Source organism: Vibrio sp. B1ASS3, assembly GCF_905175355.1.
Classification (GTDB): domain Bacteria; phylum Pseudomonadota; class Gammaproteobacteria; order Enterobacterales; family Vibrionaceae; genus Vibrio; species Vibrio owensii.
This window is the reverse complement of the sequence record NZ_HG992742.1, coordinates 461316-481182: the sequence shown is the minus strand read 5'-3', so window position 1 is coordinate 481182 and position 19867 is coordinate 461316. Positions and strand designations below refer to the sequence as shown.

The following is a 19867-nucleotide window of genomic DNA, read 5'->3' as shown; positions in this document are numbered from 1 at the left end:
AACGACAGTTCTAACGCCGATTACTCAGCGTCAGGGAACCACTCTTGCAACAAATCACGTGAACGCTCTAGCTCTTTCTGCCATGTGTTCACGCCAACAACGGTTGGCTTAAGCAGAATAACCAGTTCGGTTTTTTGCGTTACGTTATTGATGTTGCGGAACAAGTTACCAAGTGCAGGTACATCACCTAAGAAAGGAACCTTCGAGACCTGCTCTAGATTTTGTTGCTTCATCAAGCCGCCAATCACAACGACATCACCGTCTTTTGCACGAATCACAGAGTCAGATTCACGAATTGAGCTTTTAGCTAGTGGAAGTTGAACGTTATCGAAGTCACCACCAAGATTTAGCTTCTTAATCTCTTCTTCGACTTCAATGACAGCAGGGTGAACATGCAGGAACACATTTCCTTTGTCGTCAATTTGCGGAGTAACATCTAAAGAAATACCAGAGAAGAAAGGCGTCAACTCAACTTCAGGAACGGCATTTGAGTTCTCACCGTTACCTGCATTGCTCGACAGCTCAGTGACAAAGTACTCATCAGTACCCACTTTAATCACGGACTTCTGGTTGTTTGCAGCGGTAATACGCGGGCTTGATAGTACGTTCAAATCACCTTGCGTAGCCATGAAGTTCATCACTGCTTCAAAGTTACCATCAGAAAACGTCACATTAGTCTGTCCACCTAGCAATGAGCCAATCGCATCCAGAGGTAGAGTTACTGGGTTTCTATCCACGACAACGCTGCCAGAGTTACCAATTGAGGCTGACATATTTGACCAGTTGATCCCCTGTTGATAGCCATCGCTCAACGTTACTTCCAAGATTTTCGCTTCTAAAATCACTTGGCGTTGCATACGCTCCTGCGATACACCGAGGAACTCACGAACTTCGCGAATTTCATCAGGGAAAGCACGTACTGTGATCACGCCAGCTTGTGGGGTCACAACAACGCTTTGGCCTTTACCTGAGCCAATTAGGTTAGCCACCGCTTGCTGTAGCATTGGCCAGAAATCGCTTTCAGTGATGGTTTCAATGCGAGTGCCGCCCGTTGAGGTTGTTGAGCTATCACCGTTGTTGTTATTTGAATCTGAAGAATCGGAATCGTCAGAGCTGCCGCCTGAGTTTGATGTACCTGCTGAGGTTACAGAGCCGGTTACGATGCTTGTTAGCGAGCGACCAGAACGTTTGAACTGAAGGTAATCCACAGGGATTGTTACGGTACGCATACCTGCTGGGTAGATTTGAATTACCTTACCCGACTTCACGACGTCATAACCGTACATGTTTTGCACAACATTCAGCACTTCATCTAGCGTCACATCAGAAAGGTTTACGGTAATATTGCCTTGTACCGCAGGGTGGATCGCCACGCTGTATTCGGTGCCTTTAACCAAAGAAGCAAAAAAGCTACGCGCCTCAACCGCGTTGGCTTGGATTCTAAAACGCTTCAATGTTCCTTGCTGAGACGACATGTTAGCGTCTAGGTTTGGCATAAGATCGGCTTCCACTGAAGATGGAATGTCTTCTAGGGCACGACTGTTTGCTTCATTGATAGATTCATTCAGTGCTTGCTTCACTTCTACTGGATCGCGGTGACCCATAGAACAACCCATTAAGGAAGCAATCATAATTCCTACAACTAATTTGCGCATATCTGATCAGGCTCTGATTATTATTTTTTTACGTTTAAACCAAAAAGCTCTAGTTTCCACTGACGGTTACCACGCTTTAAAGTTACAAATTCACTGTTGATGCTAGCTACTCGGTAGCCATTAAGTTTTGCCCCAGGCTCAACAATACGGTCGTTCAAAATCGCAACACAGGGCGTGTTTGGCTTGCAAACAATGCTATTTAGTGTTGGCAGACGATATTGTTTCGCTTTTGGCTTTGCTTGATCGGTAGCTGGTTTCGTCCAACCCAGCGGCGCAGTTGGGTCTTGGTTCGCCCAACAGCTGCCTGCAATAGAAACAAGCGCCAATGAGATAATGAGTTTCTTAACCACCAATAAACTCCTCTCGTGAACCTAGGGTGTAGACTTCCAATACAAGTTTTGCTTTTGGATAATCTTCGACTTTGTAGCTGAAGCTTCGCCAGTAATAACTTGCAGGCAAGCTTTCAAGTTTTGTTAGGTAATTAGCAATTGCAAAGTAGTCACCGGTAAGTTCCATTCGAACTGGGTGCACGTAGTAACCTGAGTATTGCGACGCTTCTTTATCTTCTGTTATCGGCTCCGCAGGCAATGTCTGAAGTGACAATAAATGAATACCGCTTTGCTGCTCCAATACACTTTCTAACAAGTTCGCCATTTGAGAAGGTGTAATCAAGTGTTCAATAATTTCAGAAAGCTGCATCGATAGGTGCTGACTTTCGGTTAGCAATTGAGAAATAGCCTGATCAATCTCAGCGTTCGGATCTTTCTTTAATTGCGCTTGGATGCGTAAGATCTCGATTTCAGTCTGTTGATTAGTCTGCTTTAAGTTACGTAGCTGTTTATCATTGCTGGTAACTTCATTCAGTTTCGGCTCTAACACCAAGGTAAACAGCAGCATTACGACTGTGACAAGACCACACAAGGCAATCAATACCTTCTCTCGTGCGCTCATCTCATCGAAGCGCTCTTCTAACGAGGACCAGAATTCGTTCATTTCTCTTTGTCTCCACGCGTCTTCAATTCAAAGGTCACAATGTTGTCTTCGTTACGACCAATCTTCACATCATCAAAAGTACGTCCAACAAGGCTTATTTCATTCTTAAATTGACTCACCCAGTTTGGGACTGAGCTTGGCGAACGAGCCAAGCCTTTGAGATCTAAAGTCGTATTGTCGATACGAATTTCAGACAAAGAAATGTTATTGCTGCCAAGCTTGGCAAGAGATTGCATCACGCCGGAGTATCCAGTGCGTTGTGAATCGTCATATTTGCCGACCGCTTTTAGTGAGTCACGTTTTGCCTTCACCTCACGCTCTAAACGTGCTTTCGCCGCCAACTTGTTGGTATCCGGCTGGTGTTTACGCAACTTAGCTTGTTGGCGCGTCAGCTCTGATTTCATGATATCGCCACGACTTTTAACAATCGCGATTTCATCCTCAACACCTTGGCTCTGCCAAGGTAACTATTCACCCAGGAGCTATTGACAGCAAATTTATGTGACTGAGTTAACTTGATCCCACATTCAACTTGAGTGATCTTTTTGTGGTGGCAATCTGGAGGTATGAATAAGAAAACATTACCTCCACCGCCAGATTTCGATTCGCCTGAAGAGGCGAAAGATATCATCCACTTTTTATGGAATAAGTTGGCTGAGCTTGAAGATAGGCTAAACCAAAATAGTCGCAACTCTTCTGTGCCATCATCTCAACAACCCCTGCATAATAAAGCTAAAAATACTTCGCCGAATCGGAAGAAATCTGGAAAAAAGCAAGGAGCTCAACCAGGTCATAAAGGCAATCGCCGACTGCTTCATCCTATTGAAGAGAGCGCCTCGGTTGAGCAATATTTACCGAATAAGATATGCCACTGCGGTGGGTGTGTTATTCCAAATAGAAAACCTTATAAACGACACCAAATCTTTGACTTGCCAGATATCTCATACACGCTTGTTGAACATCAAATTTTTAAAGGCGAGTGCTCATGGTGTGGTGATAAGCATCAAGCGGAGCTTCCAGAGTCTGTGCCCGATGTTCAAATGGGGCCAAATCTACATAGCTTTATCGCAATCCAAGCGACGCAGCACCACCAAAGCATAGGTAAAATACAATCTATGCTGAAAGACGTCTTCCAGCTTAACTTCTCAACAGGTGCAATATCTGCGGCGCAAGGACGAGTCACTGAATACTTAGCTGATACTCATACTCAAATCCATGACACAGTAAAAGCATCTAAACTGATTATGGCTGATGAGACTTCACATCAGCGCAATAATGATAAACGCTGGATGTGGGCCGCACTCAGCAATAACGTAGCCTTTTTCCAAATTAACAGCGGAAGAAACCAACATGCTGCCAAACGACTACTTGGTGAAGCGGTTTCACACCTTTTAGTGACTGACCAATATTCTGCCTACAAATATATCGACGAATCTAAGCGCCAATTATGCTGGGCTCACATATTAAGGAACGTCATCGCTATCGAGGAAAGCGTTTGTCCTGAAAACCAAAAAATCGGAGACAAACTCGCTTTAATCGCTCATAGCGTATTCAGGTGTCATCACCGATATATCGAAGAAGAAATTACCGAAAGCCAATATTACCGCCGACTCAGGCGGTTACGAAAGAGCTGGCTTCATTGGCTCAAATTGGGTAGTTATCAATGCTCAAAACGATATCGAGGTAGATGTCGAAATCTCATCGCTGATGATGCTATGGTCTGGCGGTTTATGGACGACTCCGAGTGCCCGTTAACAAACAACGCAGCGGAGCGAGTTCTCCGTAATTACATACTGATGAGGAAGTGTTGTTACGTGACTCGCTCATATCGAGGCGACCAGTTCCGCGAACGAATGTTCTCGCTGATAGAAACAGCCAAACTTCAGCAGGTCTCTGCTTATAAATGGCTGCGTGAAATCGTCGAACATCACATGTTGAAAGTTGATTATCAGGCGCCAGTATTTTTAGCGTAAACCGTCGTCAATAGCTCATGGGTGAATAGTTACCTGCCAAGTAACATAACCGTAAGACAAGAAAATCAGCGCGGCAGCGACACCCCAAGAGATCGCGACGTTTTTTAACGTAAGCAGGTTCTTCTTCGGCTTTAGAAAATCAGGGTAGAGATTGACACGTCGAGCACTTGATGTTGCTAATGCAGTATCAGCCAATACATGACCTGATAGCTCGTGCTCTTCTGCAAGCAATGGCGAAACTTTGGTGCTTAAACGATAGTTAAGCGACTCCACCAATTCTTTTTCATCTTCATCATCACAACAAACCTTAAGCTGGTGCAATTGAACATGACGTAATTGAGAAGAGAGATAATCTATCGATCGTTGCAGTTCCAGTGACAAACTGTCCATTTGTAAGTCACTTGAAGGTACGCCTGTTAATGGTGGCGTGACGCTACGAATAGAACGGTGGAAAGCAATGGTATGTTCGACAAACGCACTGATTCGGAAGTGACCGCGCGCACTGCGTTGTAGAAGTAGGAAGTTGCCTAGCTCACCAGAGGTATCCCCCCAGATATCATCTTCAGGAATAATTGCTTCAAGCTTTAATTGAACTCGGTTTGCCAGAAGTACGATCTTGTCGAGGATTTTGCGCGAAAGCACATAAGCTTGAACTTTATTTGAGTTAGGTAACTCTGCGGCATCGGCAATAATGTCGATAGCACGTTCAGAAATAAGTTCTTTTAACAGAAACGGCAACGCCGACGGCCACTCATTGCGCGGCATCGCAGGCTTGTCGATTTGATACATCTGGTAATAGTTGTGAGAAAGCACAACTGCCAACGAGTCGTAAGAACTGGCAGCAACACTGAGTGCTTGCTCACAAGCTCGTTCCCAATTTGATTCTGTGATCTCAAATTTGGATGGTCGACTGCTTTTCGTTGGTGATGATAAATAAACTGCGTCTGGCTGAATGACCAAAAAGCACGTACGACCACCAACCGATGACCGCTTGAGCTTATCGAGTACTGCTTTAAAATCCATGATTATTATCTTTATTTTTTTCGCCAGCGATTTCTGCGTCCCAATTTTACTTGAGATTCAGATTGAGAAATGACCGTTGGTTTGGATCTAGGTAGATACTGCTCTTCTGGAGAGAAATAACGCCCCTGCCCGCCATGAACCCCTAATTCATTCAGGGTGTTCAATTCGTGCTTATTCTCAATTCCCACTGCTATTATTTTTGTTTTACTGTTTGCGGCCGCACCCAACATACTGCGAACAAACAACTGGTTCTCATGTCTCTGATCGATTTTTGTTACCAAGCTGCGATGAAGCTTAAGGTAACGAATGTCTACTTCTTTTAAATAATGGGTGCTAACGATCGTGCGTCCCGCTTGCCCAATCATGACGTGACATTCTAAACCGGCCAGCATTTTAGCGACTGGTCGCATAAAGTCTAAGTGTCTTACAAATTGTGCTTCCACAAACTCAAAAATGAGACACTTTCTTTGCTCACGTGACAACTGTAAGAGTTCATCACGGAACCATTTGAAGTATTCTCGATGTCCAAAAGGCACAACATGCAGATTAACGACATAACACTTGGAACTATCAAAGCTATGTTTAAAATCTTTTAAGAATTTATGAACAACAGCGCGATCCATTTGTGCTTCATAGCCAACTTGTCGAACAGCAGAAATAAAGCGAGACGCTTTAACAATGCCATTTTCCGGATCGCGAATCCGACATGTTAACTCTTCATGTAATGGTTTTTTATGCGCCACATCACTTATTGAATAGGCCGATTGTGCGTAGAGTATCACATTTTCAGATGTGAGTGCTGAATCAAATAACGTACGCCATCTCACACTACCGCGAGCTTCTTCGTCGTGGTTCCACTTCTTAAAACGACTCCAGTTGTTATTATTCTGTAACTGAGCACTACGCAATGCGGTTTCAGCTTCATCAATGATTTGGCTATGACGTTCGCCCTCTTTGTACATGGTGATACCGATATGACACCAGTTGTCAGAATCGAGAGGGTAAGGAGGATGAAGCTTTTCTAATTGGCGAATACATTGAGACGCCAAGTTTGCGACATCTTTTGCCGCTTGATGAGGTAAGAAGAGGGCAAAATCAGCATTGTAGTAGCGTGAGAACACAACATCGGGATAACGCTGAACTAAGTTTGAAAGCAAACGGCCCACTTCAACAATAAACTCATCACTAGTTTGTTTATCTTGCTCTTCTTCGACAGACTTCCAATCTTGGATACGAATCAGCATCACTGAACCACGAGCACCACTTTCCAACAAAGCAGACTCAAGCTTGCTATCAAACAGCACACGATTTGCAGTACCGGTGAGCTTATCAAGAAAGGTTTGAGTACGAATAAAGGTATCAAAGCGGCTACGCTCCTGGCGCGCATCTTGAAGTTCTTCGATCAATACATCTAGCGCTTCACTGGCTGTATATGGCCATTCTCGCTCATCACCTTTGGCGTATTGTTCGACTCGCCCTGCGAGGATCATGCGTCCACGCTCTTCAAGCATTTCCGATCCTGCTAGCTGCTCTTTGAGCCATTTAACACCGCGCATTAAACAGAAAATGATCAAAATGACCGCTAGCGTGATCGACCAAAGTGCTTGCATCGAATAGCCGTAGCCTAAATACGGAGGAATGGCTTTGAAGTAGATGGTGTAATCTTGGTTATGATTAAGCTGATACTCGTGCTCAAACAAAACGGAATTATCCATCTTATGGGAAGTATCTTTGAAGCGATAAACCACAGCATTGTTGGTTGAGAGTGTCATTTCAACAATGTTGCTTGCTTGCAGCATCTTTGGCATCCAGCGTTGCATCGAATACGCTGCGTCAGGATCCTCCATCTCTTTATCAACAACTTCTACTATCCCTTCCAAATAATGGTTGAGATACTCTTGTCCTAGTCGTTTGAAAGAGAGGGTGCCACCGACAAACAAGATAAACATTGCGCAAATAACGATCATGGTGACAAAGGCCACCAGCCGCGTGCTTAGCTTAAGAGTTGGGGTATACCTCATGAATACCAAATTCCTTTTCTATTCATCATATACCTTGTTGAAATATTTATACTTGATAAGCGTTCAGTAAACAATCGCATTCGTGTGAATGTGAGAAGCTGAGGCGGAAAGAAACAAAACATCATTCGATATTTGAGCGTTACTGTCTTTTAATTACAAATTGAAATGATTGAGCCCACGATATAGGCGCGAAGATAATAAAAAAGCCGCGAAATTCGCGGCCTTTTAAACTCAATACTGAATCGACTTAGAATGGTTCTAGTTACCTTAACAAAACTAGATCTCTAGTAATCGCTAGAACGGGATATCGTCGTCGAAGTCCATTGGTGGCTCGTTGTATTGCTGCTGTGGTTGCTGCGGAGCCTGTTGTTGTTGCTGAGGAGCATTGTATTGCTGCTGCTGAGCTGGCTGTTGAGGCTGACCCCAACCACCTTGTTGTTGCTGTTGTGGCTGACCACCGCCCATAGGTGCGCCACCTTGAGCACGACCACCAAGCATTTGCATTACGCCATTGAAGCCTTGAACAACAACTTCTGTTGAGTAACGGTCTTGACCACTTTGGTCTTGCCATTTACGAGTTTGAAGCTGGCCTTCAACGTAAACTTGAGAACCTTTACGTAGGTACTCACCTGCTACTTCAGCAAGTTTGCCGAATAACACAACACGGTGCCATTCTGTTTTCTCACGCTGTTCGCCAGTCCCTTTGTCACGCCATGACTCAGAAGTTGCAATTGTGATGTTTGCTACTGCACCGCCATTAGGCATGTAACGAATTTCAGGGTCGTTACCTAGATTCCCCACCAAAATAACTTTGTTAATTCCACGGCTGGCCATGATGTGCTCCGTTTCACTCTGGATCTATATAAAATTTTAGCGCATAAGAATACACGCTTTGATGTTTTGATTAAAGCCTAATCCCCATTGTCTTCTGTGACAACAGTTGGTGGAATCGAAATCTCACTTCAACCTCTAGGCGTAGCATTTTTGATTCGTTTTGCAGACATCGTTTCGCGAACCTTTGAATCTCAACGCATTTCTCCTCCCTTCCTATAGCTCTGAGTGATGATTGATGCCAACGTATCCGCGTTTTCGAACTCAAGAAACTTTACTCAAGGAGATTAAAGCGCGTGAAAAAATCGGCTTATGCGAGAAAACTTTTTCTGATCAGCATGGAAGATGGTGCAGCGAAAAAGGTCGAAGCTCTGGAAAAATACACCGACATCAACATCCCTGTCATTTCGACTCAAGCTTTGATGGAAGCCAACCCGAAACACCGCAATAAAATCTTGTTGATCGACTTTAGTGAACATAAAGAACTGGTTCAATCGATCAAAAATCTGCCGTTGATCTGGAAAAATTTTGAAACCGTGGTGTTCAATGTGCCTAAGCGTTTGACTACAGATGAATTGCTGACATTTGGGCAATTGAAAGGCATTTTCTACCAAGATAGTTCTTTAGAACAAATTGGGGAGGGTTTAAAAGAGATCGTAAACGGTCAGAACTGGTTACCTCGCAATGTGACTAGCCAACTCCTGCATTATTATCGCAATGTCATCAGTACCCACACAGCGCCAGCCACCGTCGATTTGACCATTCGTGAGCTGCAAGTCTTACGCTGCCTTCAAGCGGGGGCATCGAACAATCAAATGGCGGAAGAGTTGTTCGTTAGTGAGTTCACCATCAAGTCACACCTGTATCAAATTTTTAAGAAGCTCTCGGTAAAAAACCGCGTACAAGCCATTGCTTGGGCTGACCAAAATCTGATGTCATAAAACTAGATGCGCGACACAAATTCACAAAGACATTAGTTGCTCATGCTTCTTTAGGCTCCGATTCTCAGATTTTTTCCTACTTAATTCATGATTCATATGCATCTCTCGTGTTAAAGTGATGCCCAGATTCTTGATTAAAAAATGAGAAAGGATATTCCCCCGATGATTAAAAAATGTCTGTTCCCTGCAGCGGGCTATGGTACGCGCTTCCTCCCTGCGACCAAGTCGATGCCTAAAGAGATGATGCCTGTAGTGAACAAGCCACTGATTGAATACGGTGTAGAAGAGGCAATCCAAGCTGGCATGAACGGCATGTGTATTGTGACTGGCCGTGGTAAGCACTCAATCATGGACCACTTCGATAAAAACTACGAATTGGAGCACCAAATCAGCGGTACAAACAAAGAAGAACTGTTGGTTGATATCCGTGAAATCATCGACTCTGCAAACTTCACTTACATCCGCCAACGCGAAATGAAAGGTCTAGGTCACGCAATCCTAACTGGTCGTGAACTTGTAGGTGATGAACCATTTGCTGTTGTACTTGCTGATGACCTTTGTGTGAATGAGCAAGAAGGCGTACTGGCTCAGATGGTAGCGCTCTTCAAACAGTTCCGTTGTTCAATCGTTGCTGTTCAAGAAGTTCCAGAAGAAGAAACCCATAAATACGGCGTAATCTCTGGTGAGATGATCAAAGATGACATCTACCGTGTAGACGACATGGTTGAGAAACCAGAGCAAGGCACGGCGCCAAGCAACCTAGCGATCATTGGTCGTTACATCCTGACTCCAGATATTTTTGAGCTGATCGAAAACACAGAACCAGGTAAAGGCGGCGAAATCCAAATCACAGACGCACTGCTTAAACAAGCAAAAGCGGGCTGTGTATTGGCGTACAAATTCAAAGGTCAGCGTTTCGACTGTGGTAGCGTAGAAGGCTACATCGAAGCAACAAACTACTGCTTCGAAAACCTGTACCTAAAAGACGAAAAGAAGTCTGAGCTAGGCAAACACGCTACGAAGAAAGAAGCGTAACCAACTCAAATTGATTGATGAGAAAGCCCAGCTTAATGCTCTGTCTCTTATACACAAATCCCCAAGCTTATAGCTTGGGGATTTTTTTTGAACTCTTTAACGTGTGTGCGCTCTGATCACTTAAGAATCCTTACTGAAACACTAAGATGACACACTCAGACGCTAAACTTTGGGCACAAGAACAATTTGGACAAGCACAACTTAAAGACCCTCGAAGAACACAACGCCTCATCAGTTTAGCGACTTCCATTGCTAATCAACCAGGAGTCTCCGTGGCTAAACTTCCTTTTTCTCCCGCCGATATGGAAGGGGCATATCGCTTTATCCGCAATGAAAACATCGATGCAAAAGACATCGCTGAAGCAGGTTTTCAATCAACGGTATCTCGAGCTAACGAGCATGAGGAATTACTCGCGCTTGAAGATACAACAACGCTCTGTTTTCCTCATCGAAGTATAAAAGATGAACTCGGGCACACGAATCAAGGCGACAGAATTCGAGCTCTCCATGTACATTCGACGTTACTTTTTGCACCACAAAGTCAGACCATTGTTGGTCTTATAGAGCAACAACGATGGAGCCGAGATATTACTAAGCGTGGGCAAAAGCACCAACACGCGACTCGTCCTTACGAGGAGAAAGAGAGTTACAAATGGGAGCAAGCTTCTCGCCGTGTCGTTGAGCGCCTAGGGGATAAGATGTTAGATGTTATCTCGGTCTGTGACCGAGAAGCAGACCTATTCGAATACTTAACTTATAAACGTCAACATCAGCAGCGCTTTGTCGTTCGCTCAATGCAAAGTCGTTGTCTAGAAGAACACGCTCAAAAGCTTTACGACTATGCGCAAGCGTTACCAAGTGTCGAGACAAAGGAGCTTACCATCCCCCAAAAAGGAGGGAGAAAAGCGAGAGATGTAAAGCTTGACGTTAAATATGGTCAGGTGACATTAAAGGCTCCGGCAAACAAAAAAGAGCACGCAGGCATACCTGTTTATTATGTTGGTTGCCTTGAGCAAGGGGCATCAAAAGACAAGTTAGCATGGCACCTCTTGACGTCGGAGCCAATAAACAACGCTGAAGACGCCATGAGAATTATCGGTTATTACGAGCGTCGATGGCTGATTGAAGACTTCCATAAAGTCTGGAAAAGTGAAGGTACGGATGTGGAGTCACTAAGACTCCAAAGTAAAGGTAACTTAGAGAGGTTAAGTGTCATCTATGCCTTTGTTGCGACTCGTTTATTGGCGTTACGTTTCATTAAAGAAGTTGATGAGCTATCAACAGAAAGTTGTGAAAAGGCCTTGGGCACAAAAGCTTGGAAGCTGCTGTGGTTGAAACTAGAAAGCAAGACATTACCTAAAGAAGTACCCGATATGAGCTGGGCGTACAGAAATCTTGCTAAATTAGGCGGTTGGAAAGATACCAAGAGGACGGGCAGAGCTTCAATAAAGGCACTATGGGAAGGATGGTTTAAACTGCAAACCATCCTTGAAGGCTACGAGCTCGCAATGTCTCTTGATCACTAGACTTGTGATCAAGAGACAGGCTTAATGCTGGGCTTTTTGTTTACTGTTTTTTTGTCCAGTATTTTCTTTGCACATTTCTCACACTATGTAATACTTGCGTCACTTGGTTATACATAGAGCAAAAACGATGGATAAAATAGAAGTTCGTGGTGCCCGAACCCATAACCTCAAAGACATCAACCTCACTATCCCCCGCGATAAACTGATTGTCATTACTGGTTTGAGTGGTTCTGGTAAGTCCTCTCTCGCATTCGATACTTTGTACGCTGAAGGTCAAAGACGTTACGTAGAATCGCTATCAGCTTACGCACGTCAGTTTTTGTCTCTTATGGAAAAACCAGATGTTGACCACATCGAAGGTTTGTCTCCTGCGATCTCGATTGAGCAGAAATCAACATCACACAACCCACGTTCTACCGTCGGTACTATTACTGAGGTGTACGACTACCTACGCCTACTTTATGCACGCGTTGGTGAGCCTCGCTGTCCTACGCACCATACTCCTCTTGCAGCACAGACTGTCAGCCAAATGGTTGACAAGGTCTTAGAGTTACCAGAAGGCAGCAAAATGATGCTGCTTGCTCCTATCGTGAAAGAGCGTAAAGGTGAGCATGTTAAAACGCTAGAGAACCTAGCAGCTCAAGGTTTCATCCGCGCACGTATCGATGGTGAAACTTGCGATCTTTCTGATCCACCACCGCTAGAACTGCATAAGAAACACACTATTGAAGTCGTTGTGGACCGCTTTAAAGTACGCCCAGATCTACAGCAACGTTTAGCTGAATCATTCGAAACCACACTAGAGCTATCTGGAGGTATCGCTGTTGTTGCTCCAATGGACGGCGATGGCGAAGAGGTGATCTTCTCAGCTAACTTTGCTTGCCCTATTTGTGGCTACAGCATGCAAGAACTTGAGCCTCGTTTGTTCTCATTCAACAACCCAGCAGGTGCGTGTGGCACTTGTGATGGTTTAGGTGTGCAGCAATATTTCGACCCAAGCCGAGTTATTCAAGATGAAACTCTGAGTTTGGCACAAGGCGCCATTCGTGGTTGGGATCAAAAGAACTATTACTACTTCCAGATGCTGACAGCACTGGCGGATCATTACGGCTTCGATCTTCATGCACCATTTAACTCTCTACCAAAGAAAACCCAAGACATCATTCTTAAAGGATCGGGGCGTACTGAAGTTGAGTTCAAGTACATTAACGATCGTGGTGACATTCGCGTTAAGCGCCATCCTTTTGAAGGGATCCTGAATACACTTGAACGCCGTTACCGCGATACCGAATCTAACTCGGTACGTGAAGAGCTTGCGAAATACATCTCTACGAAGTCTTGCTCAAGCTGTGGCGGTACTCGTCTGCGCCTAGAAGCACGTAATGTCTTTATTGCTGATACAACGCTACCGGAAATTGTTGAACTCAGTATCGCCGACGCATTGGAATTCTTCCACTCTTTGAAACTAGAAGGTCAACGCGCCCAAATCGCTGAAAAAGTGATGAAGGAAATCAACGATCGCCTGCAATTCTTGGTTAACGTGGGATTGAACTACCTCAACTTATCGCGCAGCGCGGAAACCTTATCAGGCGGTGAAGCTCAACGTATTCGTTTAGCGAGCCAAATTGGTGCTGGTTTAGTGGGTGTCATGTATGTTCTAGATGAGCCATCGATTGGCCTCCACCAGCGTGATAACGAACGCCTATTGAAGACCCTGACCCACCTAAGAGATTTGGGTAACACAGTATTAGTGGTTGAGCACGATGAAGATGCGATTCGTTGCGCAGACCACGTGATCGATATCGGTCCAGGTGCCGGTGTACACGGTGGTAACGTGGTCGCTGAAGGTACGATGGACGAGATCATCGCAAATCCAAACTCACTGACTGGTCAGTACCTCAGTGGCGCGAAAGAGATTGCAGTACCAAAAGAGCGTACACCACGCGATCCAAAGAAAACCGTTGAACTACTTGGCGCGACAGGTAACAACTTAAAGAATGTTGACCTTTCCGTTCCTGTTGGCTTGTTCAGTTGTATTACCGGCGTATCTGGCTCAGGTAAGTCGACTCTGATCAACGATACTTTCTTTAAGATTGCTCATACCCAGTTGAATGGTGCAACAACGGCGCACCCTTCGCCATATAAAGCAATCAAAGGGTTAGAGCACTTCGATAAAGTGATCGACATTGACCAAAGCCCTATCGGTCGTACACCACGTTCAAATCCAGCTACTTACACGGGAATCTTTACTCCGATTCGTGAACTGTTTGCAGGCACGCAAGAGTCGCGTTCTCGTGGTTACAAGCCAGGCCGCTTTAGCTTTAACGTACGCGGTGGTCGCTGTGAAGCCTGTCAGGGCGATGGTGTAATCAAAGTAGAAATGCACTTCTTACCAGATGTCTACGTTCCTTGTGATGTATGTAAAGGTAAACGCTACAACCGCGAAACACTTGAAGTACGTTACAAAGGCAAGACCATTGATGAAGTACTGGAAATGACAGTAGAAGACGCACGAACTTTCTTCGATCCAGTACCAGCGATTGCTCGTAAGCTGCAAACTCTGATGGATGTAGGCCTGTCTTACATTCGCTTAGGTCAAGCAGCAACTACGCTGTCAGGCGGTGAAGCTCAGCGTGTGAAACTGGCTAGAGAGCTGTCTAAGCGTGATACAGGAAAAACCTTATACATTTTGGATGAACCGACAACCGGTCTACACTTCCACGATATCCAGCAATTATTAACCGTACTGCACCGTCTGCGCGACCACGGAAATACTGTTGTTGTCATTGAGCACAACCTCGATGTGATTAAGACAGCAGACTGGATTATCGACTTAGGTCCCGAAGGCGGACAAGGCGGCGGTGAAATCATCGCACAAGGAACGCCTGAAGATGTGTCTCAGATCGAAGGTTCGCACACAGCTCGCTTCCTTAAGCCTATGTTGAAGTAGAAAAAACAGGTAAAGTACAAAGACCAGCCATTGCTGGTCTTTTTTCATTCAAAACAACACAATAACTATGGCTACTATACACGTCAGTGGAACTAAGCTTTCTCCAGGTAAAGTGCAAGTTCCTCTTAACCGCAAGTTTCTCATCGCGTTAGCAGCACTCTTTCTGCTGGCGATGCACTTCTTCATGCCTAATCCGGGTGGCTCTGGACTAGCACTATCTTTTAATGCGACCACGTGGATTGCGTTCAGCTTTGCACTTGGTATTGGCTGCTACCAACTTGCGACCAATCGTGTATTACGCTATTCCAAATTAACAATTGGCCTGTTGATCAGCTGCATCATCATGACGCTACCTATCTTCTACCCTAATGCGGATAGTGCGCTTGCGGCAAATAAGCTGATTGGTCTGTGGTGCGGCATGTTGTTCTTCATCGTGCTGCAGCAATTCCATTTCAGTAACAAGCACCGTCAGCGATTATTATGGTTTATTGTGCTTGCCGTCGTTATCGAATCGATTTTCGGTTTAACGCAATATCTTTATCTTAAGCCAGGAAACGTATTTGGATATGACACGGTAGCTAACCGCCCTTATGGCATCTTCCAGCAACCCAATGTCATGGCGAGCTTCCTTGCAACTGGTTTAGTTATCGCAAGTTACCTGCTTGTCCGTCAACCTTATAAATACTCGCGTAAACTTAGCGATATCTATCTGCTTTATGCTGTGCCAGTACTGACTCTACCGTTGATTGTCGCCTTGGCATCTCGAACGGGATGGCTTGCTTCTATCATCGCAATTTTATTAGTTATTCCGTATATGTACCGCTTCGCAACCAAAGCAAGGTTCGTACGTTGGGCACTCGCAATGGCAACAGGTTTAGCTTTATCTATTGTGATCATGCAGATAGCTTTTCCCGATGGAAGCGGATTAGCCAGTGAAAAAGTGAACATGGAATCACCACGTGCCTATACCTTCCCTCAAACCTTAGATATGGTGATTGAGAAGCCATTCACTGGTTATGGTTACGGCAAGTTTGAGTCAGAATACATGCTATATACGGCACGTCAGCATGCACTTAATGAAAGCTATCCTGCGGGCTTGCCATCGATGGACCACCCGCACAATGAGTTGTTGTACTGGGCGGTAGAAGGCGGACTGTTGCCAATTCTGGGGATCTTTTTGGCAATCGCGCTAGTGCTATATCGCATCTACCAAGCCAAACGCGGTACTCGATTAGCACTGTTGGCTCTGTTTATTCCAATCGTGCTGCACTCACAATTAGAATACCCCTTCTATCATTCATTGGTGCATTGGCTGATCTTTGTGATTCTTCTTTATTGGGTCGACCAACGAGTGTCTCGTTACCGCCAAGCACCGTTTAGCAAAGTAACCAAAAGTTTATTGCGAGTATGTAGCCTAGTCATTCCAGCAGTGTTTACTTTCTATATGGTTAGCGCATTGCACACTAACTATGTCTTAACCAAGTTTGAAACTACGCGCCCAACCAACCCGGATATCTTGAATCAAGTGACGAACCCTGTGGTTTGGAAAGATCGTTTCGACTGGGATGTATACAGTACTTTCTTAAACATCGGTTTATACAAGCAAGATCCAACTTTGATTCAGCCTTACATTGATTGGTCTTTGGAAATCATTAAAGACAAGCCACGCCCAGCGTTTTACAACAACTTGATACTGGCATATCAAGGGTTGGATGACACAAGCAAGGCAGAACAAATTCGTGCAGAGGCACAGTTCCTGTTCCCTAAAATTGATTTCAGTGGCGTCAACTATCAGCCACCTTCTCAAGCCATATCTGCTTCACCAACACCGACTTCAGGTGCTGAGCAATAAATACAAAAAAGCGAAGGAATAACCTTCGCTTTTCTTTACCTCATTACCGAGTCGATTTATTCAGTCAGTGACTCTTCTAAAGCTCGCAAACACAAAGCTACATTTTCAGGTCGAGCACCATAGCCCATCAAACCAATTCGCCATGCTTTACCAGCAAGTGCACCAAGACCTGCACCAATCTCTAGGTTGTAGGTTTCGAGTAAGTGATTACGCACTTTTGCTTCATCAATTCCTTCAGGGACATAAATGGCATTCAATTGCGGTAGTCGATACTCTTCTTCTACCACAAATTCAAAACCTAGTTTTTGTAAACCGGCTTTAAGCTTCTCATGCATTAACTGGTGACGTGCCCACGCATTTTCTAAACCTTCATTCTTAAGAATAAGTAGAGCTTCATGCAGTGCATACAAACTGTTCACGGGCGCAGTGTGGTGATAGCTGCGTTTGCCTTCTCCACTCCAGTAACCTAATACTAAACTTTGATCCAAGAACCAGCTTTGAACCGGTGTCGTTCTTGATTGAATCTTCTCAATAGCTGCCGGAGAAAGCGTCACAGGCGATAAACCTGGAACACACGAAAGACATTTTTGGCTGCCCGAATACACTGCATCTAACTGCCACTCGTCAACTTTAAGAGGTACACCACCAAGCGAGGTCACAGCATCAACAATCGATAACAGACCGTATTGCTTCGCGAGTAGACCCAGAGCTTGAGCATCACTTACCGCGCCTGTTGATGTTTCAGCATGAACAAAAGCAAGAATCTTAGCATCAGGGTGCTGCTTTAATGCTTCTTCAACTTTATCGACAGATACAGGGTTTCCCCACTCATCATCGACAACAAGCGCTTCACCACCAGCACGAACCACGTTTTCACGCATACGCTCACCGAAAACACCATTGCGGCAGACGATGACCTTGTCGCCCTTTTCTATCAGGTTAACGAAGCACGTTTCCATGCCCGCACTGCCCGGCGCAGAAACTGCGATAGTAAATTCATTTTCCGTTTGGAAAGCGTATTTAAGCAGCTGTTTTAGCTCATCCATCATGGCAATGAAAAGTGGGTCTAGGTGACCAACTGTTGGACGGCTTAGTGCTTGTAAAACCTGAGGTGAAATATCAGATGGACCAGGTCCCATCAAAATACGGTGTGGGGGAATAAAGCTTTGAATCGGCATGTCAGCTCCTTGATTGCAGTCATTCATCCTGAGCGTTATAAAAGTTCTATTCAAAAGGTTGGCTCAGGTATCGAAGTTTTCACCCTAATAGATTTTTCCTCTATCGGCAATTAGCCCTAAGTATAGAGGTCAAACCACTGTCACAAATTCGTTAATAAAAACTTTCAATCTGGTTGAGATATTGGTTGACAATGTGACAGCAAAACCGTTCAATGTTTAAGCTTTATGCAGAAGAGGAGCACTGCCCAGGCAGGTGATTTGTGGAGCCGCAATTCCAATACCAATCACTCAGGGGGAGTAGTGCCGAGGTAAGTCAAAGTTGCAGGATTTGACTTGTCGGTTGACTTGGGTTGAATCCCATCAACTGTCATCAGCGCCGTATGATGAAGAGCTTCTGAGGGTAAATTTTCAAATTACATTCTAACTACCTCTCTATTTGCTCTGTTCCTTTCCTCACCAAACATTGGATGTATTAGGCAACCTATTAATTGTTGTTATTTTTTCAGGAAGTCGTGGGAGAACGCAGTGAGCGCATTTAACGTAGCAAAATTCGGTGGAACCAGTGTTGCCAACTTTGAGGCAATGAGCCGTTGCTCCACTATTATAGAAAACAACCCAAATACTCGCCTTGTGGTTAGCAGCGCTTGCTCAGGTGTCACTAACCTATTGGTTGAACTGGCAAATGGTGTTCAAGACCAAGAACATCGTGCGGAAGTACTTCAGAAACTAGCAGGCATCCACGAATCGATTCTGTCGCAACTTGAGGACGCAACCGAAGCTGCGGCAGAGGTTTATTCGATTCTTGATACCGTCACAAGTTTGGCAGAGGCCGCTTCAATCCAAGCAAGCACCAAACTGACCGATCATTTAGTTGCTTGTGGTGAATTAATGTCGACTCATATCCTTGCTCAATTAATGCGAGAGCGTGGTGTGAATGCGATTCGTTTTGATATTCGCGACGTGTTAAAAACCGATGGAAACTTTGGTCGAGCTGAACCTAATGTCGAGACCATTGCACAACTAGCACAAGAAAAGTTAGTCTCACTTTGCCAAGAATACGTGGTTATCACCCAAGGTTTTATTGGTTCAGATGAAGAAGGTAATACCACTACGCTTGGCCGTGGCGGCAGTGACTACAGTGCAGCACTCATTGCAGAAGGCGTGAAAGCTGCAGGTCTAGAGATTTGGACCGACGTTCCGGGCATCTACACCACAGATCCACGTATCGCCTCAAAAGCAGCGCCAATCCCAGAGATCAGCTTTAGCGAAGCATCAGAGATGGCGAACTTTGGCGCAAAAATCCTGCACCCTTCAACGCTAGTTCCAGCACTTCGTCACGACATTCCGGTATTTGTTGGGTCATCTAAAGAGCCGGAAAAAGGCGGCACATGGATTCGCCATCAAGCAGAGAGTTCGCCTTTATTCCGAGCACTTGCTCTTCGCTGCAACCAAACCATGGTGACATTACGCAGTGCTAACATGTTCCACGCGTACGGCTTCTTAGCCAAAGTATTTGAGATCCTAGCGAAGCACAAAATCTCTGTTGATCTGATCACCACATCTGAAATCAGTGTGTCACTCACTCTTGATCAAACAGACACATCTGGCGGAGCACCTCAATTGCCACAAGCCGCGCGTGAAGAGCTTGAAGAGCTATGTAAGGTAGAGGTGGAACACGATCTATGTCTCGTCGCTCTGATTGGTAACAACATGAGTGAAAGCAAAGGCTACGCGAAGCAAGTATTTGGCACGCTAGAAGACTTCAACCTACGTATGATCTGTTACGGTGCAAGCCCACATAACCTGTGCTTCCTTGTTCACGAGTCCGTATCTCGCCAAGCAATCCAAAAATTGCACACCGAGTTGTTTGAGCAATAAAAATACTTTCA

13 protein-coding genes, 2 pseudogenes and 1 riboswitch are annotated in these 19867 nt (G+C 44.9%); of the genes and pseudogenes, 7 read left to right on the top strand and 8 right to left on the bottom strand.

Annotated features, from left to right (window positions below; all coding sequences use genetic code 11):
• Positions 1-20 precede the first annotated feature (20 nt).
• The 4 genes and pseudogenes from mshL to KJB05_RS02230 form a co-directional block, all read right to left on the bottom strand.
• Positions 21-1655 carry a pilus (MSHA type) biogenesis protein MshL gene (gene mshL, locus KJB05_RS02245; protein WP_208444958.1) on the bottom strand — a complete coding sequence of 545 codons (1635 nt, stop codon included), beginning with the start codon at positions 1653-1655 and terminating at the stop codon, positions 21-23.
• 20 nt (positions 1656-1675) lie between these two features.
• Positions 1676-2005, bottom strand: coding sequence for an MSHA biogenesis protein MshK (locus tag KJB05_RS02240; protein WP_199483345.1), 330 nt, complete (start codon positions 2003-2005; stop codon positions 1676-1678).
• Entirely contained in the window at positions 1998-2648 is a 651-nt protein-coding gene (gene gspM, locus KJB05_RS02235) for a type II secretion system protein GspM (protein WP_045411472.1), read from the bottom strand. Before gspM ends, KJB05_RS02240 begins: the two co-directional genes overlap by 8 nt.
• A pseudogene (locus KJB05_RS02230) lies at positions 2645-3109 on the bottom strand (PilN domain-containing protein); the annotation flags it as partial. The gene gspM and the pseudogene KJB05_RS02230, both read right to left, overlap by 4 nt.
• A 105-nt stretch (positions 3110-3214) precedes the next feature.
• On the opposite strand from KJB05_RS02230, the gene KJB05_RS02225 reads away from it, so the two are divergent.
• A complete protein-coding gene (locus KJB05_RS02225) occupies positions 3215-4621 on the top strand; it encodes an IS66 family transposase (RefSeq protein WP_208446529.1) in 1407 nt (468 codons plus the stop codon).
• 33 nt (positions 4622-4654) lie between these two features.
• On the opposite strand, the pseudogene KJB05_RS02220 reads toward KJB05_RS02225, so the two are convergent.
• The 3 genes and pseudogenes from KJB05_RS02220 to KJB05_RS02210 form a co-directional block, all read right to left on the bottom strand.
• Positions 4655-5644: pseudogene (locus tag KJB05_RS02220) on the bottom strand (MSHA biogenesis protein MshI); the annotation flags it as partial.
• A gap of 11 nt (positions 5645-5655) precedes the next feature.
• Positions 5656-7665 (bottom strand): RNase E specificity factor CsrD, encoded by a 2010-nt coding sequence (gene csrD / locus KJB05_RS02215; protein WP_208446463.1) that lies wholly within the window; start codon positions 7663-7665, stop codon positions 5656-5658.
• A gap of 294 nt (positions 7666-7959) precedes the next feature.
• A complete protein-coding gene (locus KJB05_RS02210; protein WP_005438106.1) occupies positions 7960-8499 on the bottom strand; it encodes a single-stranded DNA-binding protein in 540 nt (179 codons plus the stop codon).
• A gap of 293 nt (positions 8500-8792) precedes the next feature.
• Between KJB05_RS02210 and KJB05_RS02205 the strand changes: the two genes are divergently transcribed.
• The 5 genes from KJB05_RS02205 (at position 8793) to KJB05_RS02185 (ending at position 16800) form a co-directional block, all read left to right on the top strand.
• Entirely contained in the window at positions 8793-9437 is a 645-nt protein-coding gene (locus KJB05_RS02205; RefSeq protein ID WP_009707667.1) for a LuxR C-terminal-related transcriptional regulator, read from the top strand.
• Positions 9438-9599: 162 nt separating this feature from the next.
• Entirely contained in the window at positions 9600-10472 is an 873-nt protein-coding gene (galU, locus tag KJB05_RS02200) for a UTP--glucose-1-phosphate uridylyltransferase GalU (RefSeq protein ID WP_009707668.1), read from the top strand.
• A gap of 146 nt (positions 10473-10618) precedes the next feature.
• On the top strand, positions 10619-11998 hold the full coding sequence (locus KJB05_RS02195; protein WP_213053101.1) for an IS4 family transposase: 1380 nt from the start codon (positions 10619-10621) through the stop codon (positions 11996-11998).
• 127 nt (positions 11999-12125) lie between these two features.
• Positions 12126-14948, top strand: coding sequence for an excinuclease ABC subunit UvrA (gene uvrA, locus KJB05_RS02190; RefSeq protein WP_038896953.1), 2823 nt, complete (start codon positions 12126-12128; stop codon positions 14946-14948).
• Positions 14949-15015: 67 nt separating this feature from the next.
• Positions 15016-16800 carry a PglL family O-oligosaccharyltransferase gene (locus KJB05_RS02185; RefSeq protein WP_208446324.1) on the top strand — a complete coding sequence of 595 codons (1785 nt, stop codon included), beginning with the start codon at positions 15016-15018 and terminating at the stop codon, positions 16798-16800.
• A gap of 56 nt (positions 16801-16856) precedes the next feature.
• Here the strand turns inward: KJB05_RS02185 and KJB05_RS02180 are convergent, their stop codons facing one another.
• Positions 16857-17978, bottom strand: coding sequence for an alanine--glyoxylate aminotransferase family protein (locus KJB05_RS02180; protein ID WP_208446323.1), 1122 nt, complete (start codon positions 17976-17978; stop codon positions 16857-16859).
• A 223-nt stretch (positions 17979-18201) separates the two neighbouring features.
• Positions 18202-18380: riboswitch (Lysine riboswitch) on the top strand.
• Between the two features lie 123 nt (positions 18381-18503).
• Between KJB05_RS02180 and lysC the strand changes: the two genes are divergently transcribed.
• On the top strand, positions 18504-19856 hold the full coding sequence (lysC, locus tag KJB05_RS02175) for a lysine-sensitive aspartokinase 3 (RefSeq protein WP_208446322.1): 1353 nt from the start codon (positions 18504-18506) through the stop codon (positions 19854-19856).
• Positions 19857-19867 lie beyond the last annotated feature (11 nt).